Origin of the sequence: Wansuia hejianensis, assembly GCF_014337215.1 — a bacterium.
Taxonomy (GTDB): domain Bacteria; phylum Bacillota; class Clostridia; order Lachnospirales; family Lachnospiraceae; genus Scatomonas; species Scatomonas hejianensis.
Genome location: NZ_CP060635.1, coordinates 3,641,285 through 3,668,098 on the forward strand (window position 1 = coordinate 3,641,285; position 26,814 = coordinate 3,668,098).

The window sequence follows — 26,814 nt, forward strand, 5'->3', positions numbered from 1 at the left end:
ATATCCTACTCTCACTATACAGGATACAAAGATGAAGTCAATATGCTTTTCAGACATAAATCGGCGGCTTTTGTCCGGATAGGACGATGAGATAAAAGGAAAATCTTGTTGACATTTTTGGAGGAAGATGTTAAGGTAAAATTGAATTATACGACTGACGGAAGTGGAATTGACCACAGGAAGTATAATGATTTGAGGCCGACCGTCTGGGCATATCTGCTTGGAGTGTGTATGGTCTTTTTTTAAACCCGTTAACAAGTGAGAAAAGGAGAAGAGTTCATGGAAATGTTATCACTGGAACAGGATCTGAAGAGTAATTCTTATCCCGGAAGAGGTATCGTGATCGGACGGTCCGGGGATGGGAAATCAGCCGTAACTGCTTATTTTATCATGGGCAGAAGTGAAAACAGCAGAAACCGTGTGTTTGTGGAAGATGGCGAGGGCATCCGCACGCAGGCATTTGACCCCTCGAAGCTGACAGACCCGAGCCTGATCATTTATGCGCCGGTGCGCGTTTTGGGCAATAAGACAATTGTGACGAATGGGGATCAGACGGATACGATTTATGAGGGAATGGACAAACAGCTGACCTTTGAACAGTCTCTGCGCATCCGTGAATTTGAGCCTGACGCTCCCAATTATACGCCGAGGATTTCCGGCATTTTGCATGTGGAGAACGGAACCTTCAGCTATGCCCTTTCGATTCTGAAGAGCAACAACGGTAATCCGGCACAGTGCAACCGCTTTACTTTTGCATATAATGAGTGTGTGGCCGGGGAAGGGCATTTTATCCATACCTATATGCATGACGGTAACCCGCTGCCGAGCTTTGAGGGCGAGCCGAAGCTGGTGGCCATTCCTGATGAGATCGGCGCTTTTACAGATATGCTGTGGGACAGCCTGAATGAGGACAACAAAGTATCCCTATTCGTCCGCTATATCGATATTGCAACCGGTAAATATGAGACTAAAATTGTTAATAAAAATTGCTGAGGAGGAATTTTCATGAAGGAACTGGAATTAAAATATGGATGTAACCCCAACCAGAAGCCGTCCCGGATCTATGTGGCGGACGGCGGCGACTTGCCCATTCAGGTGCTCTCCGGACGGCCCGGATATATCAATTTTCTGGATGCGTTCAACGGCTGGCAGCTGGTGCGTGAATTGGAGAAAGCCACAGGACTTCCGGCGGCGACCTCCTTTAAGCATGTGTCTCCTGCAGGAGCCGCCGTAGGCCTTCCCATGAGCGATGTTCTGAAGAAGATTTACTGGGTGGATGATATGGGCGAGCTTTCACCGCTGGCATGTGCCTATGCGAGAGCAAGAGGCGCTGACAGGATGTCTTCCTTTGGTGATTTTGTTTCTCTGTCAGATATATGTGATAAAGACACGGCTTCTCTGATTAAAAGAGAGGTTTCGGACGGAGTGATCGCGCCTGGATATACCGATGAAGCATTAGAGATTCTCAAAAGCAAGAAAAACGGCAATTATTGTGTAATCCAGATCGATGAGAATTATGTGCCCGCGCCTCTGGAACACAAAGAAGTGTTTGGCGTTACCTTTGAGCAGGGCAGGCAGGAACTGGTGATTGATGATGCGTTCCTGTCCAATGTAGTGACAGAGAAGAAAGACATTCCTGCGGAAGCGCTGAGAGATCTGAAGATCTCCCTGATTACCCTGAAATATACTCAGTCTAATTCTGTCTGCTTTGTCAAAGATGGACAGGCGATCGGCGTTGGCGCCGGACAGCAGTCAAGGGTTCACTGTACCCGCCTTGCCGGGCAGAAGGCCGACAACTGGTGGCTGCGCCAGTGCCCGAAGGTGCTGAACCTGCCCTTCGTAGACGGCATCCGCCGTGCGGACAGGGATAACGCGATTGATGTTTATATCGGCGAGGAGTACATGGATGTTCTGGCTGACGGCGCATGGCAGAAGATCTTCAAGGAGAAGCCAGAGGTTTTCACGAGAGAGGAAAAACGTGCCTGGCTGGATCAGATGACAGGCGTGACACTTGGTTCAGACGCCTTCTTCCCCTTCTCCGACAATATCGAAAGAGCGCATAAGAGCGGTGTGCAGTACGTAGCAGAGCCAGGAGGTTCCGTGCGTGATGATGCAGTGATCGAATGCTGCAATAAATATGGAATGGCAATGGCCTTCACAGGAATCCGTCTGTTCCATCACTGATTCTTACCGGGAAGCCGGATGATTGAAAAGAGGCTGCCGCAAAATATGAATTCCTGCAAGTGTAGTTCTTGCAGGAAGGATATATTTTGCAGCAGCCTCTTGATTATGCGTTTATACTCTCGTGAACCTGTCTGCGGTAACTGTCCGGGGTCAGGCCCAGCTGTTTGTAAAAGGCTTTGCAGAAGCTGCTGGGATATTCATACCCGATAAGCTCTGAAATCTGTGCGATGGGAAGCTTTGTCTCTTCCAGATACCGTTTGGCAAATTCCATGCGGATAAAAATGATTTTCTGGCGGAAGGTGGTGCCGCAGTATCGGTATACCAGCCTCTGGGCTTGTCTGGAACTGACATTTAGATATTCTGAAAGGTCATCAATCGTCACCGGCTGATTGTAATTTTCTGAGAAGAACACATCGATCTGTGCTGCAATCTGGAATTCCAGCGTGGATTTGCTTTCCTTCTGGTCCGATGAGGAGAGGTAGGAATTATTCTGCCGCAGCAGCTCTGTAAGAAGCAGAGTCAGGTAGGCGGAAGCTGCTTCCAGATATCCGGCCCGGCATGCAGACAGCTCTTCGACTGCCTGGCGGAAATAGGAAAAGGCGGCATCATCCAGGGACCAGATGCGCACATCCGACCGGTTGATGATCGATGAGTACAGATCTGCCGGATCGCTGCCGTCTGCTCGGATATACGCTTCCAGACGCACCAGCGTGCTTCCCGGGTCCAGGCTGAAATAATGGGGAACAAATGGGCCTATGAGCAGACAGTCGCCAGGCTTTAACAAATGCTGCCCGTTATTTGTATGTAGAATTCCCTGTCCGGAAATAATGCCGTGAAGCTCACTCAGCCGGTGGGTATGCAGATATTGCACATAAGAAGCGGGGGCGTCTGTAGGGGAATTTTTACATAGAATTGTAAAATGTGAATTTTCATATCGGATATCCAGTTCAACACGTTCCATAAATCAAGCTCCTCCTTAATCCGCTTTTTTTAAAGTATAGCGCTCTTTCTGCTAATTGTCAAAAAGGGGATTGCTGGATAGTCCAAAAGGGACAAAAAAAAGGCATATCCGTCTGTTCTAATTATTGTTTCCGCGGGCGCAATAGAGTAACATGTAGGTACGATGAGTGATCTGTATGAGGATGTTCACCCACAAAACAGAGGAGGCAGGAAATGGGAAGTATTTTTGAAATGAAGCAGAAAAAAGTCGTCATTTTCGGCGGCGCAGGGTATCTGGGAAGCGCTATAACACGGGCGTTTCTGAACGAGGGGGCAAAGGTAGTTGTAGCGGACGTATTCCCGGAATGGAGCGAACCTTACATTCAGGATCTGAGGGAGAATCCCAATTGTGTTTGCTTTCAGTGTAATCTGGAAAGCACTGATGAAATCAAGGCGGCATATGACACCTGTATTTCAGAATTTGGCGGGTTCAATACGCTGTTGAATATTGCCTGCTATGGAAGAGCCGGAAATTTAGAGACAATGAGCTATGAGGATTGGAACAGCATGTTTGACGGCTGCATTGGCTATGTGTTCCGTGCGACCCAGGCAGCGATCCCCTATCTGAAAAAGAACGAAAACAGCGCGATTGTAAATACCTGTTCCATGTATGGCCTGGTATCACCAGATTACAGGATCTACGGGGACAGCGGACAGAATAATCCGCCGAATTACGGCGCGGCAAAAGCAGCAGTAGCACAGTTTACCCGCTATTGCGCCGCTCATCTGGCATCTTATGGAATCCGGACTAATTGCGTGACACCTGGGCCGTTCCCGGATGCGAGGAAAAATCCGCCGGAAGATTTCATGAAAGAAATGTCTAAGAAAACCATGCTTGGACGCGTAGGCCGTCCGGAGGAGATCGCCGGAGCATTTGTCTATCTGGCCTCGGATGCGGCTTCTTTTACTACTGGTGCGAATGTGGTAGTAGACGGAGGATGGACAGCCTGGTAAATAATTCAGTTTGCGGTGAGGTGGAAGTGGGTGGAAATCTGCACGAAAAACCCTCCCGTCAGGCCCTGGCGTAGACAGCCGGGCCTGGCGGGAGGGTTTTTCCGGCTATTCTGAAATTGTCTCTAGCATTACATAATTGGCGGATTACCGCCTTTTTTGTTCCGAAAATATATATTTTGTGCTATACTGAAAGACAAAGATTTAAAAGAAAGGATGTGATCCTGTGCGGACCATGGAATTTAAAATGGAGCGTCACGGGCTCTTAGAGGCGGGGCAGGAAATTACAGTGACGGAAAGTGCTCTTCCGACTTCTTATTATTATACGATCGTGCCGGCCATCGCCATGAGCAGGAATTACCAGGCCTATGAACGGCTGAAGTCCACGAAGGGAATTGTCAGGGAAATCAATCAGACCAGCAGGGGGTATTATACGATTGTCGAATTTGATGAAGAAGAACCATCCTGAGAATCAGGTACATACCATAGAGCCGGTGTTCGACAGTGCTTCCAGAATACTGATCTTGGGCAGCTTTCCATCGGTAAAATCCAGAGAAGCCGGTTTTTTCTACGGCCATCCCCAGAACCGTTTCTGGAAAGTGCTGGCCGGTATCACTGATTCAGAGGTGCCGGTAACGACAGAAGAGAAAAAGGCGTTTCTTCTGCAACGCCACATCGCCGTCTGGGATGTAATCGCCTCCTGTGTGATTACGGGTTCCAGCGACAGCAGCATTCGTGAGGTCGTGCCCAACGAGATCGGCAGAATATTGGAGGCGGCTCCAATTCGTTGTATTTTTTGCAACGGTGGCACCTCTTATCAGTTATATAGGAAATATCTCTATCCTTTGACTGGGCGCGAGGCGGTGAAGCTCCCGTCCACCAGTCCGGCGAATGCAGCTTGGAATCTGGAAAAACTGAAGAGCGAATGGAAGATTTGCTTGAGTTTTATGGAAAATGGGGTATAATAGCGTTATCTGAATGGAAGAATTTTCAGAGGAGGGCAGGATTATGAAAACATACGAAGCAGTTTGGGAGATCTTTAATCAGTGCCCGAACAATCAGATGCGGGATGTGTTTATAGAAGAAATTGAAACCGATGATCCGGAAACTTATATCCGGGATAAATTTAAGGATAAAGAAATGACTTATGAGAAAACGGTGCGCCCGGACGGTACGATGGTATTCGATATCATAACTTCGGGAATCCACCAGCGGTATACTTTTTCTGAATAGAAAGGATGCGGAATACAATGGAGCATTTATCAACGGAGAAACACACCCATGTGCTGGAAGACGGTACGGTGGTGGAACATACCCATGAGCACACCCACGCGCATACGCATCAGAATACAAAGGCGGTATTAAACCGGATTTCCCGCGCAATCGGCCATCTGGAATCCATTAAGCGCATGGTGGAGAGCGGGCGTGACTGCAGCGAGGTGTTGATCCAGCTGTCAGCGGTGAAGGCAGCCATTAATAACACCGGTAAGGTGATCCTGCATGACCATATCGCCCACTGCATAGTGGATGCGGTGGAGAGCGGCGATACGGAAGCGCTGGACGAATTGAACAAAGCAATCGATCAGTTTATTAAATAAGAGATAATATCAAGGGAGACATTTGAAATGGAAAAGGAATGCAGCAATGAAACGTGTACAAAGGAGAGCTGTGAGGGCTGTCCCAGCAGAGAAAAGCCGAATTTCCGGGCGGAGCTGAACAGCTATTCCAGCATCGGCCATGTGATCGGCGTGGTGAGCGGCAAGGGAGGCGTGGGGAAATCTCTGGTAACCGCGTCCCTGGCCAATGCCATGGCGGCGAAGGGCTACAGGGTTGGGATTCTGGATGCCGATATTACCGGTCCGTCAATTCCCCGTATGTTTGGGCTGCAGGGCCCTGCCCAGGTGGATGACAATGGGATTTATCCGCCGCTGACGGCCAACGGCATTAAGGTGATGTCCATCAATCTGCTGCTGCCGGGTGAGGAAGAGCCTGTAATCTGGCGAGGCCCGATCATTGCCAATATGGTGAAGCAGTTCTGGACAGATGTGGTCTGGGGCGAGCTGGATTATCTGTTTGTGGACATGCCTCCGGGAACAGGCGACGTTCCGCTGACGGTGTTCCAGTCACTGCCGGTGGAGGGTGTCGTGATTGTGACTTCACCTCAGGATCTTGTGAAGATGATTGTGACGAAGGCTTACAAGATGGCCCAGATGATGAAGGTTCCAGTGCTGGGGATTGTGGAAAATTACAGCTATGTGGAATGCCCGGACTGCGGCAAGAGGATCTATGTGTTCGGTGAGAGCCACATCGATGAAATAGCGGCATCTATGGATCTGGAGGTTCTGGGCAAGATGCCGATCCAGACCGAATATGCAAAAGCAGCCGACGAAGGACGGTTTGCGGAAGTCTTAAATGAATATCTGGAGAACGCTGCAGCGTCCCTGAAAAAATAGGATTTTACAAAAATTTTCTGCTGATTTTACAGCGGTTTGCACAAATATGAGAACGATTTCACAATATTTTCGTCGATTCGTCGATTGACAATTCCTGCCAAAAAGTGAGATACTACCGTAAAAGAAAAATGAAAAGAGGACAATTGTTCACAGCTTTTATAGAAGTATTTGGAAAGGATGATTGATATGTCTGAGACGAAAATGAAAGTCAGGTTTCATGATGCAGAAGAAGTTGAAGAGTTTGTTGACGCCGCTTCTAGATGTGATTTCGACATTGATATTTTTTATAACCGTGTAATCATCGACGCCAAGTCCATTCTCGGCATACTCAGCATGGACCTGAGCCAGGCGCTGACTGTTCAGTGTTATGGCACCAATCCGGATTTTAACCGTACCTTAAAGCGGTTTTCCGCGATGGAAGCCTGAACGGGGACAGACAGGTATGTGATGTGATTTTGTGATGCTGCTGCAGAGTGATCTGCAGCAGCTTTTTCTGTTAATAGGGATGGGCTTCTCGGGCGGGACCGGCCGGGGGAGCAATCAATCAGCCGATTGGAGGTGAGCCGGAGGTGGCGGACAGGAAAGGAGAAAAAAAGAGAGAAAGGATTTCTGTCCGTTCTCTGGTGGAATTTCTGCTGCGCAGCGGCGATCTGGATAACAGGGGAGGAGGCTGGGCTGACAAGGAGGCCATGCAGCAGGGGAGCAGGATACACAGGAAGCTTCAGAAGCGCATGGGGGGCGGTTATCAGGCGGAGGTACCTTTGCGCTTTGAAAAAGAATATGAGAATTTTATCCTGATCGTGGAGGGGCGTGCCGACGGTATTTTTACTGACCAGAAGGGGACTGTGATTGATGAGATCAAAGGGGTTTACCAGAATCTGGAGCAGTTAGAGGAGCCGGTGCCTGTTCACCTGGCTCAGGCGAAGTGTTATGCATATGTCTACGGACTGCAGCAAAAGCTGGAGCAGATCCGCGTACAGATGACCTATTGTAACATGGATACGGAGGAGGTTCGTAAATTCGTCCAGGATTTCCGGATGGAGGAACTGGACCTGTGGTTTTCCAGCCTTTTAGATTCTTATTACAAGTGGGCGGACTTTCAAGTGTGCTGGGAGCGGAAGCGGGATGCCTCCATGGAAGGCCTGGAGTTTCCCTTCGACTACCGGCAGGGTCAGAAGGGTCTGGTTGCCGATGTGTACCGGACGATTTTGCGGAAGAAGCAGTTGTTTGTCCAGGCTCCCACGGGAATCGGCAAGACCATGTCAGCTGTGTTCCCGGCGGTTCGCGCCCTGGGCGAGGGATATGGCGAGAAAATCTTCTATTTAACGGCAAAGACGATTACCCGGACGGTGGCGGAGGAGGCATTTTCCGTGCTGAAGGGGCAGGGGCTTTTCTGCAAAGCTCTGACCATAACTGCCAAGGAGAAAATGTGTGTCTGTGAGGAGGTGGATTGCAATCCGGAGCTTTGCCCACGGGCTAAAGGGCATTTCGACCGGGTGAATGATGCGGTATTTGAAATGCTGACGGAACAGGAGCGCTTTGGAAGGGATGATATTCTTGCCCAGAGTGAAAAATGGCAGGTATGTCCCTATGAAATGCAGCTGGATCTGGCGGTTTTTATGGATGCGGTGATCTGTGATTATAATTACGTGTTCGACCCGGTTGTCCATCTGAAACGGTTTTTCGGAGAAGGAGGCAGGAAGGGAGAATACCTTTTCCTGATCGATGAAGCCCATAACCTGGTAGAACGGGGACGGGAGATGTACAGCGCCAGCCTGTATAAAGAAGATTTCCTGGAGATGAAAAAAAAGCTGAGAGCTTACAGTAAGAAGCTGGAAAAGGCCCTGGAGCGCTGCAACCATCAACTGCTGGTCAATAAACGGGAGTGTGATGAGTGCAGAGAGCTGGAATCAGTGGGCAGCTTTGTGCTGTTACTGACAGGGCTTCTGGGCGAACTGGAGGAATTCCTTCCGGAGCTGGCAGAAGGGAGTCTGAGAAAAGAGGTATTGGAATTTTACTTTCAGGCCCGGTCCTTCGCGTCAATCTATGAGCTGGTAGATGAGAACTATCTGATTTATACCAGGCATACGGAGGAAGGAAAATTCCAGCTGAAGCTGTTCTGTGTTAATCCGGCCGTAAACCTGCAGAATTGCCTGGACAGGGGGAGAAGTACGGTGTTCCTGTCGGCCACGCTGCTGCCGGTCAGGTATTATCAGAGTCTCTTGAGCGCCCGCACGGACGATTATGCAGTATATATCCCATCGCCCTTCGCCCCGTCCAATCGGTATCTGGCAATCGGCAGCGATGTGAGCAGCAGGTATAAGCGCAGGACCCGGGAAGAATATGTACGGATGGCTTCCTATATCCGGCAGGTCACGATGGGACGGCGTGGCAACTATCTGGTGTTCTTTCCGTCTTACCGGATGCTCTCTGAAGTTTATGGGATTTTTGAACAGGAATTCCTTCCGGCAGCCCCGGATGGCTGCCGGTGTGTCTGTCAGACTCCGTCCATGGGAGAGGCGGCCAGAGAAGATTTCCTGGCGGGCTTTCAGGATGAGGATGGGCGCACGTTGATTGGTTTCTGTGTGATGGGGGGCATTTTTGCAGAAGGCATTGATCTGAGCGGAAAACGGCTGATCGGGGCAATCGTCGTAGGGACAGGGCTGCCCCAGATCGGCGATGAACGGGAGCTGCTGCGCCGTTTTTATGACCGGAAAGGAGAAAACGGTTTTGACTTCGCCTACCGGTTCCCGGGAATGAATAAAGTTCTTCAGTCTGCCGGCAGGGTGATCCGAACCACAGAGGACCAGGGAGTGATCCTGCTGCTGGACGAGCGGTTCCGGCTCCGGGAGTACCGGGACCTGTTCCCCAGGGAATGGTCGGATTGCCGGCTGTGTACCCTCCAGACCGTCGCCGGTGAAATCAGAGAATTCTGGGACCGCATCGGGTGCTGATAGGGCGCGGGAATCCGTCGGGTCTCAGGAAAAGGACTGTATAAACGCTTTGGCGGCCTGGGGAACCGGGAGGTGGGCGTTGTGGGCGATGACCAGCTCCCGCGTGGGAAGCGGCTCTGTGATATGGACCTGAAAGAGGGTTCCGGTACTGGTCAGGCAGTAGTCTGGGACGAAAGCGACGCCGAGTCCGATATTCGCCAGATCGATCAGCAGGTCATTGCTGCCCAGCTCGATTTCCGGCACCAGGTCCAGCTGGTGCTGCTGGAATAGCTGATGGAGGAATTCGCTGGTGGTGCTTTTCCGGTCCAGCATCAGGATCGGATGGTTCAGCAGCTCCTTTAGGGAGATGGCCTTGTCCATCAGTTCGGGATAATATTCCCGGCTGGCGATAAATACATCCTGGAAGGTGTGGATCGGGATGGATTTCATGCGTTCCGGGAGGTGGGAATTGGGATAGTTGGTGACGATCAAGTCCACCTGCCCGGATTCCAGGAGATCCACGCATTTCGTGGAGGTCTGATTGGTCACCTTGATGTGGACATTGGGATATTCCTTGTGAAACTGGTTCAGATAAGGGACCAGGAAATAGCGGCAGATTGTATCGCTGGCTCCGATGCGCAGCTGGCCGCCGCCCAGGGTGCTGGATTCCATGAGCTGGGCTTCTCCACGCTTAATCAGGTTGATGGCAGGCTCTACGTAGCGCAGAAGAATCTCACCCTCCGGCGTCAGCTGTACCCGCTTGGTGCTGCGGATGAAGAGAGTGATACCCAGTTTCTTTTCCAGCACTTTGACAGACTGGCTGACGGCTGACTGAGAGATGAACAGTTGTTTGGAAGCTTCCGAAAAGCTCAGGGAAACGGCTACGTGATAAAAGACTTTATATAACTCATAATTAATATCCATGATAAGACCTCCTTATAAAAAGTATAAAGAGGAAAAGTTAGTATGTCAACAGTTTCATTTATCTGGAGCTTCAGAAAAGAAGCAAGCCGCTCTTCTATGTGAAGCTGTCCCGGACAAAGCTGGCTAGTACGGTGAAAAGTTAAGAGAAACTCCGGCGTTGACAAATAAAAGAATGGTGTTATAATGAATGAAAACACAGATATAAGCATATAAATGAAAGCGCTGAAGAGAAGAGTAAGCTGCGGCAATGTCACAGAGAGGGATGGAACGGTGGAAGCATCCCGGCAGGAACCAGCTGAAGACCATCTCGGAGCGGCCCCAATCAGGCCCGGTGATTCCGTTATCGTCATAATGAAGTGGTTCTGAATGCAGATTCAGGACAATCAGGGTGGAACCGCGAATTCAAAAGTATTCGTCCCTTGCCGTTTCTCAGGAAACTGCAGGGAATGAATACTTTTTTTGTTCAGCCGGCCTGTCTATTTATTCTTAAGCTGAAAAGGAGAGAGGAATATGATTATTACGTTGAAGGATGGATCAACCAAGGAGTACAGTTCACCGATGTCTGTGCTGGATATTGCCAGGGACATCAGCGAGGGTCTGGGGCGCATGGCTACGGCCGGCGAATTAAACGGGGAGGTTGTAGATTTAAGGCATGAAGTTGATGAGGATTGCAGTTTGAATATTCTGACCGCAAATGATCCGGAAGGCCTGGCTGCTTATCGCCATACGACTTCCCACATCATGGCTCAGGCCATTAAGCGCCTGTACCCTCAGGCGAAGCTAGCCATCGGGCCGTCTATTGCGGACGGATTTTACTATGATATAGATATTGAAGGCGGCTTCACTCCGGAGGATCTGGAGAAAATTGAAGCAGAGATGAAAAAGATCATCAAAGAAGCGCTTCCCCTGAAACGATTTACTCTGCCCAGGGATGAGGCAGTCGCCTTCATGAGGGATCGGCAGGAGCCGTATAAGGTCGAACTGATTGAGGATTTGCCGGAGGGCTCAGAGATTAGTTTTTATGAGCAGGGCGAGTTTGTGGACCTCTGCGCGGGTCCCCATCTGATGAGTACCAAGCCGGTGAAGGCGTTTAAGCTGACCAGTCTGGCCGGTGCCTACTGGAGAGGGAATGAGCACAACAAGATGCTGACCCGCATCTATGGTACAGCTTTTGCTAAGAAGAGTGATCTGGACGATTATCTGACGATGATGGAAGAGGCTAAAAAGCGTGACCACAGAAAGCTGGGAAAAGAACTGGGACTGTTCATGATGAATGATGCCGGACCGGGTTTCCCATTCTTCCTTCCGAAGGGTATGATATTGAAAAACGCGCTGCTGGATTACTGGCATGAGCTTCATAACCGGAACGGCTATCAGGAGATCGCCACGCCGATCATCCTGAACAGGAGCCTGTGGGAGACTTCCGGCCACTGGGATCACTATAAGGATAATATGTATACGACGGTGATCGACGAGCAGGATTATGCGATCAAGCCCATGAACTGTCCCGGCGGCGTTCTGGTGTATCAGTCGGAACCGCGCTCTTACCGTGATCTTCCCCTGCGTCTGGGTGAGCTGGGAATTGTCCACCGTCATGAGAAGTCAGGACAGCTTCACGGGCTGATGCGTGTACGCTGCTTCACCCAGGATGATGCCCATATTTTTATGACTCCGGATCAGATCAGAGATGAGATCAAAGGGGTTGCAAAGCTGATCGATGAGGTCTACAGCCTGTTTGGATTCAAATATCATGTAGAGCTGTCTACCAGGCCGGAGAATTCCATGGGAAGCGACGAGGACTGGGAGATGGCCACAGAAGCGCTGAGGGGCGCCCTGGATGACCTGGGTCTGGAATATGCGGTCAACGAGGGCGACGGTGCCTTCTACGGTCCCAAGATTGATTTCCATCTGCAGGATTCTATCGGAAGAACTTGGCAGTGCGGAACGATCCAGTTGGATTTCCAGCTGCCGCTGCGCTTCCAGCTGGAATACACAGGAGCTGACGGAGAAAAACACAGGCCGATCATGATCCACAGAGTTGCTTTCGGGTCGATTGAAAGGTTTATCGGTATACTGATTGAGCATTTTGCAGGGGCTTTCCCGACCTGGCTGGCTCCGGTACAGGTAAAGGTACTGCCGATTTCCGAAAAATTCCTGGATTACGGTGAGAAAATTAAGAAATCGCTGGAAGATGCAGGAATCCGTGCAGAGCTGGATGTCCGTTCTGAAAAAATCGGTTACAAAATCCGCGAGGCTCAAAATCAGAAAATTCCATTTATGCTGGTCGTGGGCGCCAAGGAAGAAGAGCTGGGAGTCGTGGCTGTCCGCACCCGTCTGGGTGGAGACCAGGGACAGAAGAGCCTGGAGGATTTCGTCGCAGAAATTAAATCAGAAATTGCTGAAAAAAGAATGCAGGCTGAGTGACGCGAATAAATACCGGAAAACAGGATATACTATCTCCGAATAAATGAAAGGAGGTATTGTATATGCCGGCTTTAAGATGTTCAGCAATGACGTGCGTCTATAACGATGGGGAGCTCTGTTCTAAGGGCGATATCAAGGTGGGCGGAAGCAACGCGATGACCGCGGACGAGACCTGCTGCGAAAGCTTTAAGGAGCGAAATGAAGGTTCCATGTCTAACAGCATGGGAACCGGATGCGGCTGCACCAATATCGGTGTTGACTGCGATGCCCATGACTGCATTTCAAACGACAAATGCAAATGTGTGGCAGGAGCCATTAATATTGAAGGCTGTGAAGCCTGCCATCGTGAAGATACGAGATGTGGCAGCTTTCGCTGTAAGTAATAATTATGATCACAGATGAGAGTCAGCAGCTTGCCTGATGCTCCTGTGAGTGAGGCGCAGGCCGTTCCGGTTGTGGAACGGCCTGCGCTTATTTTAATATGTGGGGCTATTGGATGGAACTGGCTGTTACCAGGAAGCTGTCCCCCTCTGGATTGGAAGTATTCGTCAGGTACAAAGCGGCTTTTTCAGTATTGGCGGGAACATTGTATGCCAGCTCGGCCGTGACAGGCTGATCCCTGACGGATAGTTCAGGCATCACCTGGTCTGTCAGGTAGTAGGGCGGGGCGACTTCAGTATCATTGATGATACAACGGAAGCTCATGTCATCCACCAACACGGGATCGTCAGTGAGGGATTGGTAAGTATAGGTGACGAGCAGGATTTTCTCAGGTTCTTCAGTATCTACGACTGCTCTCCGGTCTGTGAAGGAAACACCAGTGATTGTCACGGTATACAGAGACTGTCCATCTTTCGTAAATTCACAGGTTTCATTCAAGCTCCTGGCGATGGCAGACTCCAGTTCAGGCATGTCCGTTGGCGCCGCGCCTTCTCCCATGGTTGACGGGTCTTCGGTGGGCGACGCTTCAGGCGTTGCGGCAGGAGTGGAAGACGGGTTTTTGCCGGCTGAGGCAGAGGAGGCGGAGCTGCTTCCAGTGACAGTTTCTTCTTTGCTGCAGCCTCCCGCTGCCAGAGCTGTCAGGCACAGAGCGGCTATGACAGGGTATATAAAACGTTTTTTCATAACAACATCCCTTCTATTTTTTCTGGTACAATTTTATCATCACTTTCTGAAGAAGACAAGCATCCGTGGAGTAAAACTGTGAAAAAACAAAGACGTTTTTTTATGGGATATTGCTAATTGACAATTATGCCGCAGAATGATATGTTATAAACAAAATTGGTCTGACAACCTGAATACATGAAGGACGGGAGGAGAGCTATGGAGAAAGAGATAATAGGGAAAATCAAACAGACAACAATTTGTGAGAAGATTGTGGCGAAGATACTCGATCTGGTAGAACAGGGAGTCTACCAGCCGGGTGAGCTCCTTCCGACGGAAAGAGATTTTTCGGAGATGTTCGGTGTCGGCCGTTCCTCTGTCCGTGAAGCACTCCGAGTTCTGCAGTCAATGGAGATTGTAGAAAAACGGGCGGGGAGTGGTTCCTACCTGACGGACATACCGGTAGGAGCAGCCAGGATCTTTAACACCAGCCAGATGATTGAAGCTTTTAATGTTCTGGATATGAGCGAAGCGAGGCAGGCACTAGAGGTGCAGACAGTGGCGCTGGCGGCCAGGAGGGCTTCCGGGGATCAGATAGAAGCCATGGCCGAGGCCAACGCGAGGTTGGAAGAGGCAGTAGAGCGAGGTGACAAGGAGGAAATTGTTGAATGTGATTTCCGTGTACATAAGGCGATAGCCGAAGGATCACAGAATGTATTTATGTGCAGCATGCTTGATGCGCTGGCTGTGGTCTTATTGAAAAGTAATATAGAAGTGATGTCTGAGGATAAGACCAAGGCCGCTCTTGAATATCACCGGAGAATCATCGACAGAATTCAGGCCGGTGACGAGGAGGGCGCCCGGGAAGCGATGGCAGGGCATATCCGAGATGTGAAAGAGCGGGTTACAAAAGGAATTAAAAATAAATAAAGAAGAAAAAAGGAGAAAAATAATGATGAATGAACGTGAACGCTTTACAAGATGTGCTTTCGGGCAGGATTTGGATATGCTGCCTGTACAGTGTGATTTTTCGGGCAGCGGACTGAAGCACTTCCTGGCCAGTAAAGGGATTACTAATGTCAGCGATCTGGAACTGCTGCCTTTCTTTCCGAATCATGTGCTGTATGCCTATATGAACGGTGCTGTACTTCAGATGAAGACCAAGAATTTTGGCGGAAAGGCTGTGATCACGGATGAGTGGGGCTGTGACTGGGATACTTCCCAGGATCTGTTTTACTGCAGCCATCCGATTCCAGACTGGGAAGATTACGAAAAGTATGTTTTTCCGGATCCCTGGGCGCCGGGTTATCTGGACTATACGGAGAAGCTGGTGAAGGAATATGCGGAGACACATATAGTAACCGCTTATCATTTCTGCTGTCTGTTCGAGAGGGCGTACATCCTGAGGGGTTTTGAGAATGTGCTTGCGGATTTCATTGAAGAAGAGGAACTGGTCAGCGACCTTTTGGACCGCATCACGGATTTTCATGTGGAGCTGGCGAAACGTTATATCCAGCTGGGTGTAAACTGCGGAAGGACAGTGGATGACTACGGAAGCCAGATTGGAATGATTATGTCCCCGCCCATGTGGAGAAAGTATATCAAGCCGCGCCTGGCCAGGATTATTGCAGTATACAGAAATGCAGGCCTGCCTGTGATCCATCACAGCTGCGGCAACATCACGCCGATCATTGAGGATCTGATAGAGATCGGAGTGAACGTGCTGAACCCTGTACAGCCTAATGTCATGGACATTCAGGAGCTGGCGGATCAATACGGTAAAAGGCTGACCTTCTTCGGAGGTATCTGCAACCAGAATGTGATTCCGTTCCTGAAACCGGAAGAAATCGATGCGAATGTGAAACATGTGACAGAGATCCTGGGAAGGAACGGCCGCTATATCATATCGCCGTCCAACGGTGTCGGCATGGACGCTCCGCTGGAAAATGTGGAGGCCTACTGCCGTGCGGCGCTGAAATACCGTCATATTTAGAGGCAGATGCTTATAGATACAAGGAGGAGCAAAATGAATTCGATGGAGAGGGTATTCGGAGCGATCCGGGGAGAGCAGACAGACTGTCTCCCCGTGGCTCCTTACAATGGGAATTTTTCCATACATACGTCAGGTTATACGCTTGATGAATGCTATCTTGACGGGAAGAAGCTGGCGGAAGCCCAGTACCGGGCCTGGGAGCTGGTGGGTCAGGATGTGGTAGTCGCTCAGTCGGACCAGTATTATATGGTGGAAGGAATGGGCGTTAAGACAGAATACTACCATGACAGGCTGCCGGGAGTCAGAGAGGTGCCGGTGAAGGAACTGAAAGATGTTGGGAAGCTGAGACCTATCGATCCGTACAGAGATGGCCGTGCCTATGTGTATATAGAAGCGGTTGGCCATCTGGCGGAGAAGCTGAAGGGAGAAGTTCCTGTACGGGCGCCCGGCTGCGGTTCTCTGGCCATGGCAGCCCATCTGATGGGGATTAATGAGTTTGTCATGGAGCTGGCGGTTACTGAGGCAGAAGAGGATACAGAGAAAGAAAAATATATCATGGAGATGATGGAGGTTTGTACGGAGACTCTCTGCCGTTTTGCAGAGGCCTGCGTTAAGGCGGGGGCCAGCATCGTCCAGGACGCGGATTCTCTGGCTTCGCTGGATATGATTTCGCCAGCCATATATGAGAAATATGCTCTGCCTTTTGAAAAAAAATTTTTCCGAAGGCTGAATCTGCTGAAGAAAGATTATTCCTTTGCAACACTTTTGCATATTTGCGGAAATAATAGCAGAGTGGCAGAAAAACTGGCAGATACCGGCTGCGATATCCTGGAGGTGGATTATAAAGTGGATTTATCCTATTATAAAGAAAAGATAGGAGACAGAGTCTGTCTGCTGGGAAATATTAATCCGGCCGGTAACGTGATGTCAGGGACGGCAGAGGACGTGAGGGAAGAAGCAATGACAGCCATTCAGAAGGCAGCCGCCGGAAGCCGGTTCATATTGGGAAGCGGATGTGAGATCGCAGTGGATGCGCCGTTGGAGAACGTGCAGGCGCTGGTAAAGCTGGGGCACGGCATGCCCTCTTCACCGGCTGGCCGGAAGCAAAACTGAAATGGGAGATACTATAACGTATTCTTTTGAAATTTATAGAAAATATCTGCCCAGTATAACTGGTTTTATGATATGATATAAAAGTACAGCCTATTTCTCAGGAGGAATGGGTATGTTACGGTGTTTTGGAAATGCCGGAATTCATAGCAGGAGCAGAAAAGGAGTTGTGAAATGGGCGGTTTTTTTGGTGTAGCATCGAAGAATGAATGTGCGTTAGAGCTTTTTTATGGAGTAGATTATCATTCTCATCTGGGAACCAGGCGCGGAGGAATGGCAACATACGGGGCTGAGGGATTTAACCGTGCGATCCACAATATTGAGAATTCTCCGTTTCGAACGAAATTTGACCATGATGTCGGAGAGATGAAGGGCAATCTGGGGATTGGCTGTATCTCCGATTTTGAGCCGCAGCCGCTGCTGATCCAGTCGAAGCTGGGAAGCTTTGCGATCACAACGGTTGGTAAAGTGAATAATTATGACGAGCTGCGGGTCCGGCTGTTTAACAGCGCGCATTCACATTTCCAGGAGATGACAAACGGGCAGGTGAATGTGACGGAGCTGATTGCGGCGCTGATCTGTGAGAAGGATTCGATTTTAGAAGGTATGGAATATGTCCAGGAGATTGTGGACGGATCTATGACCATGCTGGTGATGACTAAGGAAGGAATTTATGCGGCCCGGGACCGTTTTGGAAGGACACCGCTGGTGATCGGGCATAAGGAAGGCGCTTACTGTGTTTCGTTTGAAAGCCATGCATATATTAATCTGGGCTATAACGATTACAGGGAGCTGGGACCGGCAGAAATCGCATATATTACACCGGAAGGAGTCGAGACGCTGAAACAGCCGGGGCATGAGATGAAGATCTGTTCCTTTTTGTGGGTGTATTACGGGTATCCCACTTCTTCCTACGAGGGCGTCAATGTAGAAGAAATGCGGTATAAATGCGGCAGTATGCTGGCAAAGCGTGACGGGGATTCCGTTCACCCGGACAGTGTGGCCGGCGTGCCGGATTCCGGTGTGGCCCATGCAATCGGTTACGCCAACGAATCAGGAATCCCTTATGCGAGGCCGTTTATCAAATATACGCCAACCTGGCCCCGTTCTTTTATGCCCACGGATCAGAATCAGAGGAATCTGATTGCACGGATGAAGCTGATTCCTGTACAGGCGCTGATTAATAATAAAAAGCTGCTGCTGATTGATGATTCAATTGTCCGCGGCACACAGCTCAGGGAGACAACCGAATTTTTATATCAGAGCGGCGCTAAGGAGGTACATGTCCGTCCTGCGTGCCCCCCGCTTTTGTACGGCTGTAAGTTCCTGAATTTCTCGCGGTCGAAATCGGAGATGGAATTGATTACCAGGCAGACGATCCGGAAGCGCGAAGGCGACAGCTGCCCCCAGGAGGTGTTGGATGAATATGCCGATCCCTGCAGCTGCCGGTATGCTCAGTTAATTGAAGATATCAGGAAACAGCAGAATTTTACAACGCTCCGTTTTCATCGGCTGGATGATCTGCTGGCGTCTATTGGGATTGATCCTTGCAAGGTTTGTACGTATTGCTTTAACGGAAAAGAATAGAATGGCCTGGAAACTTAAGTGTAACAAGAGATAGGAATTATCTTTTGTTACACTGTTTTTTATTTCATAGGATAGTTCCGGGGGATGCGCACTCCGCACTGAGAAAATATGGCCGCTGAGGCGACCGCGCTCCGGCGCGCGAGTCCGGCAAGCCAGTATCTTGTCAGGTAAATTCGGCGGGCAGGCTGGTGATGTACAATAGGGTTCGAGGAGGAATCAGGTGGAATACAAGTTGCTGTGCATGTAACCCAGTCCCTGAGAGATTTCCAGCGCCGCCTGGCTGACTTTTTGGCCGAGTAGTTGAACGCGGTCTATATTACGGGGATCTCGGATAAAGACGATAGAAATAGCACCGGCCAGATGGTTATCGATGTCCAAAACCGGAGCGGCTACAGTACCTGCGAAGTAAATATTTTCTGAGGTATCGTCGATAGCATAGCCGATATTTCTTGTATTATGGATGTATTCCAGCAGTGAGTTCATGTCTGAGATGGAAGGCTGGTTGCTGAAGGAAAAGTGTTCGGGAGTTATAATTGACCGGATTTCTTCATCTGTCATGGCGGAGAGCATTGCTTTGCCCATGCCGAGAGAGAGCATAGGCCGGACGTCTCCCACCGAATAGACAGTCTGGAATTCTGAATCAGATATAAATTTCATGATGTAGACCAGATCTGTCATACCGCAGCGGACCGCCATAAAAACAGTCTCCTGAACATCTCTGCACAGACGGGAAAGAACCGGGCGCGCTGCTGTATCCAGGGAGGTTTCGCGCAGATAGGCCAGGCCCAGCTTCAGGCTTTCAATACCCATCCGGTATACTGGAAGCTGACCTTCCTCCATGGTGAGTAAGCCTACGTTTGTCAATGTATGAACGATATTAAATGCAGTGCTTTTGGAGAGGTTCAGTGATCTGGTAATTTGAGCCAGTGTAAGTCCGCTTTTGTTTTGAGAAACCAGCTTTAAAATTTCAAAAGCCTTGATGACTGTGTTGTTCATATCTGGAACCCCTTCCGTTTTTGAGGTCTAGTATACTATACTTTGCAATTCCTGGCAAGAAAATGAAATAGATATATAATTTCTGGTTGACACATGAAGCAGCAGAGTATAATATGAAATTATGATTTTATATAGGAATGACGTTCATATATATGAATGAGCGCACTTTGAAGGAGGTATCTCATGTACACAGGAAAACAGAGAATCATTTGTGCTTTTGAACATAAAAAAGCGGACCGGCTCCCCGTATTTGATGCTATTAATAAACCGGATATGTACCGGGATATTTTGGGGGCAGATAATTATGAATCAAAAGGAAGGCTGGCGGTGCGGCTGGCAAAAAAAGTGGGCATGGATGCAGTGGTGGCGCACAGTGCTCCGTATACCTGTCTGATACCTCCGAGAGATCAGTTTGACACCCCGACGACTTTCACGGACCGTTTTGGGGTTCACTGTAAAGTTGTGGATACTTCATGGCCTTTGGGTATGGCAGTCAACCCCCAGGAAGTCAGCAAGGAATTGCTGGAAACCATACGGAATGCCCAAATTACGGATGAGGACGTCTTACAGGTTAAAGAAGCGGTAGAAGAGGCAGGGGATGAAATCGCTGTTTTCGGAAGCGTAAGAGGGACGTTTGGATTTCTGTTTATTTTGCTGGGTCTTGAAAATATGTCTGACGCCATTTATAATGAGCCGGAGCTGCTGACAGAAATTATTGAAGCGGCTGATGACTTCTGGACAGAGCTGGGCTTACGGCTCATCGATGCAGGCTGCGACGCCCTCTATGTGGCGAATGATATGGGAATGAACCAGAGAACGCTGCTTTCGCCGGCACAGTTCCGGGAATTTTTCTTCCCGTCGATGAAAAAGCAGATTGAAACCTGGAAAAAAGCAGGCGGCAGGGTGCTTCTTCACTCCTGCGGTAACATAGATGCCATACTGGAAGATCTGGCGGACATGGGGATTGACGCGATTAATAACATCCAGGTGCGTGCCGGTATGGATCTGGCCTCCACGAAGAAACGGATTGGAGACCGGGTTACGATCGTGGGAAATGTAGATGCGACCGGTATTATGTGCCAGAGTGATCAGCAGCTGATTGCAGATGCGATTCAGGACGTAATTGACATAGCAGGCCAGGACGGCGGACTGATCATTGCGACAGACCATTCGTTTCACGAAGGGGTGCCCACTGAAAACGTCATTTATTTTTTGAATAAGGCAAAAGAGCTGGGTGTGAATGATGTTTGCCAGGCTAATATTTAGGCAGGGGTAAAAGAGCCGGATAGAACAGAGTATGGGATTGCTGAAACCCAATCAAGAAAAAGCTTGACTTTCAAGAAGGCCCGTGCTATTATTACAAAGTATGAAAACAAAGAAGAGTATCCGCTCTCACCTTAGCGCAATCGGGCGACTATGGTTAATATGGAAATAATAAAGGAACCTTTATTATGGCGTATTATGCGGATAGTCTGACTATCCGCTTTTTATTATGTCCAAGAGACAGACTGTCAGCGGGTACAGGCAATGTCAACAGTGAATTTGGATGGAGGTATACTACAATTAGCGATTTAATGATTAATGATCAGATCCGTGACAGAGAAGTCCGGCTGGTCGGTGAGGATGGGGAACAGTTAGGTATTATGTCGGCCAGAGATGCATATCTGAAGGCTCAGGAGGCAGGGCTGGATCTGGTTAAAATTGCGCCTATGGCAAAACCGCCCGTCTGCAAAATTATCGATTATGGGAAATTCAGATATGAGACGGCCCGGAAAGAAAAGGAAGCACGGAAGAAGCAGAAGACTGTGGAAATCAAGGAAGTGCGCCTATCTCCCAACATTGATACCAATGATTTAAACACTAAAGTAGGTGCTGCAAGAAAATTTTTGACCAAAGGCGATAAAGTAAAGGTGACTTTGCGTTTCCGCGGACGTGAGATGGCCCATATGGGGAGCAGCAGACATATCCTGACTGAATTTGCTGAGCAGCTGTCCGATATTTCGGTAATTGAGAAGCATCCGAAGGTAGAAGGCAGAAGCATGACAATGGTATTAACCGAAAAACGGAATTGATAATCAAGGAGGAAACAGACAATGCCAAAAATGAAAACCAGCAGAGCCGCAGCAAAGCGTTTTAAAGTGACCGGAACCGGTAAATTAGTGAGAAACAAAGCTTATAAGAGCCATATCTTAACCAAAAAATCCCAGAAGAGAAAGAGAAATCTGAGAAAGCAGACGGTTGTGGATCAGACCAACGTAAAGAACATGAAGAAAATTTTACCGTATTTATAATTGGGTTAAGGAGGATATAAAAAATGGCAAGAATTAAAGGCGGATTAAACGCTAAGAAAAAGCACAATAGAGTATTAAAGCTGGCGAAAGGTTACAGAGGAGCCAGAAGCAAGCAGTACAGAGTTGCCAAACAGTCCGTAATGCGTGCTCTGACCAGCGCATACGCAGGAAGAAAAGAGAGAAAACGCCAGTTCCGTCAGCTGTGGATTGCCCGTATCAATGCAGCAGCAAGATTGAACGGACTTACCTACAGCAAGTTCATGTACGGCCTGAAGGTGGCCGGCGTGGAGCTGAACAGAAAGGTTCTGGCTGATATGGCCGTTAATGACAAAGAAGGCTTCACCACTCTGGCTCAGCTGGCTAAGAGCAAAGTAGCTTAAGAACTGAATAGTTTGATCATAGATGATTTGAAAAAAGAACGAGGATGTCCTGAGAGGGGAGATTCTCGTTCTTTTTTGCAGTTATGAGGAGAAGGCTCAGATTCCGATGGACCGCCGGAGAAACTGTTTCTGCTCAGGGTCCAGGAAGGCGTGCCGAATAGCCGTCTGGAGGAAGCCGCCCATTTCTTCCGCTGTGAAGGAAAAGGCGTGCTGGAGCAGACTGTGTTCCCGGAATATGTCGGTTCCTGAAACGGTCATGTTATCCGTGTTGATGGTGCAGGGAATGCCCAGTTCCAGAAAGTGCCGGACCGGGTATTCGGCCAGGGAAGGGCAGGCGCCTGTCTGGAGATTGCTGGTGGGGCACAGCTCCAGGCAGATCTGCTGTTCGGCAAGCAGGCTCATTACCTGCGGATCTTCCACGCTGCGAAGACCATGCCCGATCCGTACCGCGCCAAAGCTGACGGCGGAGGCGACGCTGTCCGGGCCGCCTGCCTCGCCTGCATGGGTGGTAAGAGGAAGACCCAGAACCGCAGCTCTGGCAAACAGACCGGAAAAAGCCCTGGTGGGATAGAGAGCCTCTGCACCTGCCAGGTCTGCGGCTGCCACACCCCTGCCCAGGCGGCGGGAGGCTGTCTCTAATGTTTCCAGATTTTCTGCTTCGTTGCCTTTTCCACGCATACAGCAGAGGATCAGCCCGGCAAAAAATCCGCTCCGGGCAATTCCGCGGATTGCGGCCTCTGTGATCTCCTCCTGGGTGCAGCCGTTTTTCAGATGGAGCTGGGGCGCGAAACGGATCTCGGCATAGGCCAGACCTTGCCGCTTCAGACGCCGGCACAGGCTGTCGAAAGCTTTTTCCACAGCCGGAGGGTCCTGAAGAACCAGAAGAGGCAGGTGAAAACAGGCCAGATAGTCATTCAGCGAACGGCAGGAATCCGGCACCCGGAGGGACTGCGCCAGGGTGCGGCCCTCCGGCACGGGCAGGCGGATGGAGCGTTCTGCAGCCAGCTCCCCGACCAGCTCCGGAGTCAGCGAACCGTCCATATGAAGATGCAGATCAATCATGGTGCCAAACCTTTTTCACGTTGTCCAGGCGGCTGCCCATGCCGCACAGCAGGGCGTCCGCCAGTGTGACTGCTGTCATGGATTCTACGACTACGACGGCGCGTGGGACGACGACGGGATCATGACGTCCGTGGATTACAATCTCTGTGGGGTCTCCGGAACAGGTCACGGTTTTCTGCGGGGAAGCGATGGAAGGAGTGGGCTTGAAAGCCGCCCGCAGGATGATATCACTTCCGTCGCTGATGCCGCCCAGAATCCCGCCTGCATGGTTGGAGAGTTTCGTGATGCGGCCCTGTTCGTCCAATGTGAAAGCATCGTTGTTATCAGCTCCTGTGGAGGAGGCAGCTGAAAAACCGTCACCGATTTCAACACCCTTTACGGCGCCTATGGACATGATGGCCCTGGCCAGGTTAGCGTCCAGTTTATCGAAGACCGGGTCGCCTGCCCCGGGAATCATGCCGTGAACGACGCACTCGATCAGGCCGCCGGAGGAATTCTTCTGCTGCATGCAGGATTCCAGCCATTGTTCCGCTTCTCTGGCGGCCTCAGGATCAGGCATGTACAGGGAATTGTTGGCTATCTCATCCTGGGAAAAGCTGCGGATCGTTACGGGTCCGATGGAGCGAGTGTAGGCGCAGAGCGTGATCCCAAGCTCTTTCAGAAGCTGGGAAGCGACAGCGCCTGCGGCTACCCGGCCTATGGTCTCCCGGCCGGAAGAGCGCCCGCCGCCCCGGTAATCACGGAAGCCGTATTTGACGTCAAAGCCGTAATCCGCATGGCCGGGCCTGTAGCACCTGGCGATCTCACTGTAATCCCTGGATCGCTGGTCGGTATTGAATACGACCATGGACAGAGGGGTCCCGGTGGTACGTCCCTCAAAGACGCCGGAAAGGATCTCTACCCGGTCGGCCTCTGCCCGTTTCGTGGTATAGCGGCTCTGTCCCGGCTTCCTCCGGTCCAGAAAGGCCTGTATGGTTTCTTCCTGCAGGGGGAGGCCGGCGGGGCAGCCGTCGACTACTACGCCGACCCCTCTGCCGTGGGATTCTCCCCAGGTGGTAATCCTGAAAATAGTGCCGAATGATGAACCTGACATATGTGTATCTCCTTTGAAATAGGGCTGTTTGTCTCTGAAATCCAGTTTATCACATTTGTGGTCAAAAGAAAATTACTGATTTATGAGACGGCCGGGGATTCTGCTGCTTTTACGTTGCTCTGCCCCTAAAAAATACCTCGTGGAACTTCGTCTGCGGACGGTTACCGGCGGGCTTCTGCGGAGGGATTAAATTTATGTAAAGAGTTTGACAAACCAAAGGCGGACGCTTATAATGGGCTTGTATTGTGGGATAATATTTAGTAAAACCTGGTGATAATAGAAGGGATGTGTTGTTATGGAAGGCGTGCCTGGTCCGAGTAGCGAGGAAGGTCGAATACAGAAGTTGTATAAATAAGCAAGGCGGACAAAGGCGTGCTGTTTTTTTGTCCCTTTGCGGACAGAAGAGGAGTATGGCAACATGGTTAGAATATTTAAGACGGCGGACGGGGCTCTGGAACAGCTGGAAGAGCCTGCCGATGGATGCTGGATCGCCCTGACGGACCCTACGGCGACAGAGATATTTGAGATCGCGCAGAAATTCGGGATTGAGGTGGACGATCTCCGGGCACCTCTGGATGAAGAGGAACGGTCGCGTATAGAGGCAGAGGATAATTATACGCTGATCCTTGTGGATATACCCGCGTTAGAGGAGAGGAATGATAAGGACTGGTATGTGACAATCCCCATGGGCATCATAGTGGTGGATAAGGTGATCATAACGGTCTGCTTAGAGGATACGCCGGTGCTGAGCAGCTTTATGGATGGACGTGTCCGCAATTTTTATACTTATATGAAAACACGGTTTATCTTACAGATGCTATACAAGAATGCCAATATGTATCTGCATTATCTGAGAATAATCGATAAAAAAAGTGAGCAGATCGAGGATCTGCTTCATTCTTCCCAGAAGAACAAGGAGCTGATCGAGCTGCTGGAACTGGAGAAATGTCTGGTCTATTTTACCACTTCTCTCCGTTCTAACGAGCTGGTTCTGGAAAAACTGATGAAGATTGATTCAATCAAGCATTATCCGGAGGATGAGGATCTGCTGGAGGACGTCATCATCGAGAATAAGCAGGCCATCGAGATGGCGGGTATCTACAGCAATATTCTGAGCGATATGACAGAGGCCTTCGCGTCTATTATTTCTAATAACCTGAATATTGTCATGAAATTTCTGGCGACAGTGACCATTGTCCTGTCCATTCCTACGATTATCTTTTCGGCCTACGGCATGAACCTGAAAGGGATCGGAATGCCATTCGCGGACCATCCCCAGGGTTTTTTGATCGTCTGCCTGTTTTCGCTGGTCGTGTGCCTGGTGGTTGCGTTGATTATGGCCAAGAAAAAGTTATTCTGAAACTGGGGGCGGGGATAGAATACAAAGGATTGTGCTACGGAGGGTAAAATGAAATTTTTGAACAAAATGGAACGCAAATTTGGTAAATACGCGATCCGTAATCTTACGAAATATATCATACTGACGTATATTGTCGGATATGTACTCCTGCTGATCAGCAGCTACAGTTCATTCAATGTTCTGAGCTGGCTGACGATGAACCCTGGGGCGATCATGCGCGGCCAGGTATGGAGGCTCGTGACCTGGGTGCTGATGCCGCCGGGTTCTCTGGATGTATTCACGATTATCATGCTGATTTGCTACTATCAGCTGGGTTCTATTCTGGAACGCACCTGGGGTGCATTCCTCTATAATGTCTACATCTTTTTCGGCCTTATCATGACGGTAATCGGCGCGTTTATTATGTATTTTGCCGGCGGAGCCCTGCTGATTGAGATGACTGGAGGGATGCTGTTCTCCACATATTATGTCAGCCTTTCAATATTCCTGGGATTTGCCATGACTTTTCCCGATCAGCAGATGCTGTTTATGTTCATTATACCGATTAAGATCAAATACCTGGCACTGGTGGATGTGGTGTATCTGGTCTACAACATGATACAGGGCGGATGGGTCTCCCGTGTGATGATCATCTGTTCACTGGCCAGCACGATTCTGTTCTTCCTGGGGACGAGGAATTACCAGAGGTTTAATCCCAAGGAGCGGAAGCGGAAGAAGGACTTTACGAAGGCCATGGGCTACGGCCAGGCCAGGGGCGGCGGAAGGGTTGCCAAGCATAAATGTGCCATCTGCGGGCGGACGGAGCTGGACGACCCGAATCTGGAATTCCGGTTCTGCTCCAAATGTAACGGTAACTATGAATATTGCCAGAATCATTTGTTCACACATGAGCATGTCAAGTGAGATCCCGGAAGCTGACTGATCAAGACCGGCGCCGGTCCGGTGCGGCGCAGCGGACGGAAGAGATGAA

General features: G+C 49.8%; 28 protein-coding genes, 1 riboswitch and 1 other annotated feature. Of the genes, 22 read left to right on the forward strand and 6 right to left on the reverse strand.

Features of this window, described 5'->3' with window-relative positions:
* Positions 1–140: 140 nt before the first annotated feature.
* Positions 141–219: riboswitch (ZMP/ZTP riboswitch) on the forward strand.
* Positions 220–279: 60 nt separating this feature from the next.
* Both H9Q79_RS16685 and H9Q79_RS16690 read left to right on the forward strand, forming a co-directional pair.
* Complete coding sequence (locus tag H9Q79_RS16685; protein WP_118646321.1) at positions 280–993, forward strand: IMP cyclohydrolase; 714 nt, start codon at positions 280–282, stop codon at positions 991–993.
* 12 nt (positions 994–1,005) lie between these two features.
* Positions 1,006–2,184 (forward strand): phosphoribosylaminoimidazolecarboxamide formyltransferase, encoded by a 1,179-nt coding sequence (locus H9Q79_RS16690; RefSeq protein ID WP_118646319.1) that lies wholly within the window; start codon positions 1,006–1,008, stop codon positions 2,182–2,184.
* A gap of 103 nt (positions 2,185–2,287) precedes the next feature.
* Here the strand turns inward: H9Q79_RS16690 and H9Q79_RS16695 are convergent, their stop codons facing one another.
* Positions 2,288–3,145 carry a helix-turn-helix domain-containing protein gene (locus H9Q79_RS16695; protein ID WP_249328763.1) on the reverse strand — a complete coding sequence of 286 codons (858 nt, stop codon included), beginning with the start codon at positions 3,143–3,145 and terminating at the stop codon, positions 2,288–2,290.
* Positions 3,146–3,357: 212 nt separating this feature from the next.
* Between H9Q79_RS16695 and H9Q79_RS16700 the strand changes: the two genes are divergently transcribed.
* The 8 genes from H9Q79_RS16700 to H9Q79_RS16735 all read left to right on the forward strand — a co-directional run bounded on the left by H9Q79_RS16700 (position 3,358) and on the right by H9Q79_RS16735 (position 9,541).
* Positions 3,358–4,137, forward strand: coding sequence for an SDR family NAD(P)-dependent oxidoreductase (locus tag H9Q79_RS16700; RefSeq protein ID WP_249328764.1), 780 nt, complete (start codon positions 3,358–3,360; stop codon positions 4,135–4,137).
* 232 nt (positions 4,138–4,369) lie between these two features.
* Complete coding sequence (locus tag H9Q79_RS16705) at positions 4,370–4,603, forward strand: hypothetical protein (RefSeq protein WP_118646387.1); 234 nt, start codon at positions 4,370–4,372, stop codon at positions 4,601–4,603.
* Positions 4,584–5,099: a DNA-deoxyinosine glycosylase gene (locus H9Q79_RS16710; RefSeq protein WP_118646313.1), complete on the forward strand. Its 516-nt coding sequence runs from the start codon at positions 4,584–4,586 to the stop codon at positions 5,097–5,099. The genes H9Q79_RS16705 and H9Q79_RS16710 overlap by 20 nt, the downstream gene beginning before the upstream one ends.
* Positions 5,100–5,142: 43 nt before the next feature.
* Positions 5,143–5,367: a hypothetical protein gene (locus tag H9Q79_RS16715; protein WP_118646311.1), complete on the forward strand. Its 225-nt coding sequence runs from the start codon at positions 5,143–5,145 to the stop codon at positions 5,365–5,367.
* A 17-nt stretch (positions 5,368–5,384) separates the two neighbouring features.
* Positions 5,385–5,732: a metal-sensing transcriptional repressor gene (locus H9Q79_RS16720; RefSeq protein ID WP_118646309.1), complete on the forward strand. Its 348-nt coding sequence runs from the start codon at positions 5,385–5,387 to the stop codon at positions 5,730–5,732.
* A 27-nt stretch (positions 5,733–5,759) separates the two neighbouring features.
* Positions 5,760–6,587 (forward strand): Mrp/NBP35 family ATP-binding protein, encoded by an 828-nt coding sequence (locus tag H9Q79_RS16725; protein ID WP_118646307.1) that lies wholly within the window; start codon positions 5,760–5,762, stop codon positions 6,585–6,587.
* 186 nt (positions 6,588–6,773) lie between these two features.
* Positions 6,774–7,013 (forward strand): HPr family phosphocarrier protein, encoded by a 240-nt coding sequence (locus H9Q79_RS16730; protein ID WP_118646305.1) that lies wholly within the window; start codon positions 6,774–6,776, stop codon positions 7,011–7,013.
* Between the two features lie 143 nt (positions 7,014–7,156).
* Complete coding sequence (locus H9Q79_RS16735) at positions 7,157–9,541, forward strand: ATP-dependent DNA helicase (RefSeq protein WP_249328766.1); 2,385 nt, start codon at positions 7,157–7,159, stop codon at positions 9,539–9,541.
* Between the two features lie 24 nt (positions 9,542–9,565).
* On the opposite strand, the gene H9Q79_RS16740 is transcribed toward H9Q79_RS16735, so the two are convergent.
* Positions 9,566–10,444, reverse strand: coding sequence for a LysR family transcriptional regulator (locus H9Q79_RS16740; RefSeq protein WP_118646303.1), 879 nt, complete (start codon positions 10,442–10,444; stop codon positions 9,566–9,568).
* A gap of 213 nt (positions 10,445–10,657) precedes the next feature.
* Positions 10,658–10,867: a binding site (T-box leader), on the forward strand.
* Between the two features lie 87 nt (positions 10,868–10,954).
* Between H9Q79_RS16740 and thrS the strand changes: the two genes are divergently transcribed.
* Positions 10,955–12,868 (forward strand): threonine--tRNA ligase, encoded by a 1,914-nt coding sequence (gene thrS / locus H9Q79_RS16745; protein ID WP_118646301.1) that lies wholly within the window; start codon positions 10,955–10,957, stop codon positions 12,866–12,868.
* Positions 12,869–12,930: 62 nt separating this feature from the next.
* Positions 12,931–13,251, forward strand: a complete 321-nt coding sequence (locus tag H9Q79_RS16750) for a DUF1540 domain-containing protein (protein WP_118646299.1) — start codon at positions 12,931–12,933, stop codon at positions 13,249–13,251.
* A gap of 106 nt (positions 13,252–13,357) precedes the next feature.
* Here H9Q79_RS16750 and H9Q79_RS16755 read toward each other — a convergent pair whose 3' ends face one another.
* Positions 13,358–13,993, reverse strand: coding sequence for a hypothetical protein (locus tag H9Q79_RS16755; protein ID WP_147371465.1), 636 nt, complete (start codon positions 13,991–13,993; stop codon positions 13,358–13,360).
* Between the two features lie 198 nt (positions 13,994–14,191).
* Between H9Q79_RS16755 and H9Q79_RS16760 the strand changes: the two genes are divergently transcribed.
* From H9Q79_RS16760 to H9Q79_RS16775, 4 genes are all read left to right on the forward strand, one after another.
* Entirely contained in the window at positions 14,192–14,902 is a 711-nt protein-coding gene (locus tag H9Q79_RS16760) for a FadR/GntR family transcriptional regulator (RefSeq protein WP_249328767.1), read from the forward strand.
* 22 nt (positions 14,903–14,924) lie between these two features.
* Positions 14,925–15,965 (forward strand): uroporphyrinogen decarboxylase family protein, encoded by a 1,041-nt coding sequence (locus H9Q79_RS16765; RefSeq protein ID WP_249328768.1) that lies wholly within the window; start codon positions 14,925–14,927, stop codon positions 15,963–15,965.
* A gap of 33 nt (positions 15,966–15,998) precedes the next feature.
* Positions 15,999–17,078, forward strand: a complete 1,080-nt coding sequence (locus tag H9Q79_RS16770; protein ID WP_249328769.1) for a uroporphyrinogen decarboxylase family protein — start codon at positions 15,999–16,001, stop codon at positions 17,076–17,078.
* Between the two features lie 171 nt (positions 17,079–17,249).
* The gene (locus H9Q79_RS16775; protein WP_118646291.1) at positions 17,250–18,662 is read left to right on the forward strand and encodes an amidophosphoribosyltransferase; all 1,413 of its coding nucleotides are present in this window, start codon (positions 17,250–17,252) and stop codon (positions 18,660–18,662) included.
* Between the two features lie 216 nt (positions 18,663–18,878).
* On the opposite strand, the gene H9Q79_RS16780 is transcribed toward H9Q79_RS16775, so the two are convergent.
* Positions 18,879–19,658 (reverse strand): IclR family transcriptional regulator, encoded by a 780-nt coding sequence (locus H9Q79_RS16780; RefSeq protein ID WP_118646290.1) that lies wholly within the window; start codon positions 19,656–19,658, stop codon positions 18,879–18,881.
* A 183-nt stretch (positions 19,659–19,841) separates the two neighbouring features.
* On the opposite strand from H9Q79_RS16780, the gene H9Q79_RS16785 reads away from it, so the two are divergent.
* From H9Q79_RS16785 to rplT, 4 genes are all read left to right on the forward strand, one after another.
* Positions 19,842–20,924 (forward strand): uroporphyrinogen decarboxylase family protein, encoded by a 1,083-nt coding sequence (locus H9Q79_RS16785; protein ID WP_118646289.1) that lies wholly within the window; start codon positions 19,842–19,844, stop codon positions 20,922–20,924.
* 308 nt (positions 20,925–21,232) lie between these two features.
* A complete protein-coding gene (gene infC, locus H9Q79_RS16790; protein ID WP_118646288.1) occupies positions 21,233–21,730 on the forward strand; it encodes a translation initiation factor IF-3 in 498 nt (165 codons plus the stop codon).
* Positions 21,731–21,751: 21 nt separating this feature from the next.
* The gene (rpmI, locus tag H9Q79_RS16795) at positions 21,752–21,949 is read left to right on the forward strand and encodes a 50S ribosomal protein L35 (protein WP_118646287.1); all 198 of its coding nucleotides are present in this window, start codon (positions 21,752–21,754) and stop codon (positions 21,947–21,949) included.
* Between the two features lie 23 nt (positions 21,950–21,972).
* A complete protein-coding gene (rplT, locus tag H9Q79_RS16800; protein ID WP_249328770.1) occupies positions 21,973–22,329 on the forward strand; it encodes a 50S ribosomal protein L20 in 357 nt (118 codons plus the stop codon).
* Between the two features lie 96 nt (positions 22,330–22,425).
* On the opposite strand, the gene add is transcribed toward rplT, so the two are convergent.
* Complete coding sequence (add, locus tag H9Q79_RS16805; protein WP_118646285.1) at positions 22,426–23,391, reverse strand: adenosine deaminase; 966 nt, start codon at positions 23,389–23,391, stop codon at positions 22,426–22,428.
* Positions 23,384–24,484, reverse strand: a complete 1,101-nt coding sequence (gene aroC, locus H9Q79_RS16810; RefSeq protein WP_249328771.1) for a chorismate synthase — start codon at positions 24,482–24,484, stop codon at positions 23,384–23,386. Before aroC ends, add begins: the two co-directional genes overlap by 8 nt.
* A 418-nt stretch (positions 24,485–24,902) precedes the next feature.
* On the opposite strand from aroC, the gene H9Q79_RS16815 reads away from it, so the two are divergent.
* Entirely contained in the window at positions 24,903–25,844 is a 942-nt protein-coding gene (locus H9Q79_RS16815; RefSeq protein WP_118646284.1) for a magnesium transporter CorA family protein, read from the forward strand.
* Positions 25,845–25,892: 48 nt separating this feature from the next.
* Positions 25,893–26,747, forward strand: a complete 855-nt coding sequence (locus tag H9Q79_RS16820) for a DUF1751 domain-containing protein (RefSeq protein WP_118646283.1) — start codon at positions 25,893–25,895, stop codon at positions 26,745–26,747.
* The last annotated feature ends 67 nt before the right edge of the window (positions 26,748–26,814 follow it).